This window comes from Priestia sp. BR_2 (assembly GCF_041954005.1).
In the GTDB taxonomy this organism is placed as follows: Bacteria; Bacillota; Bacilli; order Paenibacillales; family Paenibacillaceae; genus Paenibacillus_AQ; species Paenibacillus_AQ lautus_A.
Map to the genome: position 1 here is coordinate 1 of NZ_JAVFHM010000024.1, position 1,209 is coordinate 1,209.

1 pseudogene is annotated in these 1,209 nt (G+C 52.8%); it reads right to left on the reverse strand.

Going from position 1 to position 1,209, the window contains the following annotated elements:
- Positions 1–1,209, reverse strand: a pseudogene (locus RB298_RS00275) (DNA-directed RNA polymerase subunit beta'); the annotation flags it as partial.

The following is a 1,209-nucleotide window of genomic DNA, read 5'->3' on the forward strand; positions in this document are numbered from 1 at the left end:
GTGCACGGTTCAGAAGAACCGGATGCTCTTTAATGACTTCCTCGAGCACATCCCATACTTCTGGACTTACACGTTCTACTTTGCGTTTCGCACTCTTGATATTATGTGCCAGGCCTTTGTTGACCAGTTCTTTCATCACGAACGGCTTGAAGAGCTCGAGCGCCATTTTCTTAGGCAGACCGCATTGGTACATTTTCAGGTAAGGACCTACGACGATAACGGAACGACCAGAGTAGTCAACCCGTTTACCGAGCAAGTTCTGACGGAAACGCCCTTGTTTACCCTTCAGCATGTGGCTGAGGGATTTAAGCGGACGGTTACCCGGACCTGTTACCGGACGGCCGCGGCGGCCGTTGTCGATCAGTGCATCGACAGCTTCCTGCAGCATGCGCTTCTCGTTTTGAACAATGATATCCGGCGCGCCGAGATCCAGCAGTCTTTTCAGACGGTTGTTCCGGTTAATAACACGGCGGTACAGATCGTTCAAGTCGGAAGTCGCAAAGCGTCCGCCATCAAGTTGAACCATCGGACGAAGCTCCGGCGGAATGACCGGCAGCACATCCATGATCATCCATTCCGGATTGTTGCCGGAGTTGCGGAACGCCTCAATCACTTCCAGGCGTTTGATCGCCCGGTTGCGGCGCTGACCTTGTGCAGTGCGCAGTTCTTCCTTAAGGAATTCAAGCTCTTTCTCAATATCGATGTCTTGAAGAAGTTTCTTGACCGCTTCAGCACCCATGCCGGCTTGGAAGCCGTAGCCGTACTTCTCACGGTAGCTGCGGTATTCCTTCTCGGACAGCAATTGCTTCTTCTCCAGCGGCGTATCTCCTGGATCGGTTACAACATAAGATGCGAAGTAAATGATCTCCTCAAGAGATCTTGGGGACATATCCAGAGCCAGACCCATGCGGCTTGGAATGCCTTTGAAATACCAAATGTGCGATACAGGAGCTGCGAGCTCGATATGGCCCATCCGTTCGCGGCGGACTTTGGCGCGCGTGACTTCAACGCCGCAGCGATCGCAGACTACTCCTTTATAACGGACACGCTTATACTTACCGCAATGACATTCCCACTCCGTCTGAGGACCGCAAATACCCTCCCAGACGACGCCTTCTTTCTCCGGCTTCAAGTTACGGTAGTTAATCGTATCCGGCTTCTTCACCTCCCCCCGAGACCCAGCACGGCTTTTTTCCGGTGAATGAAGAC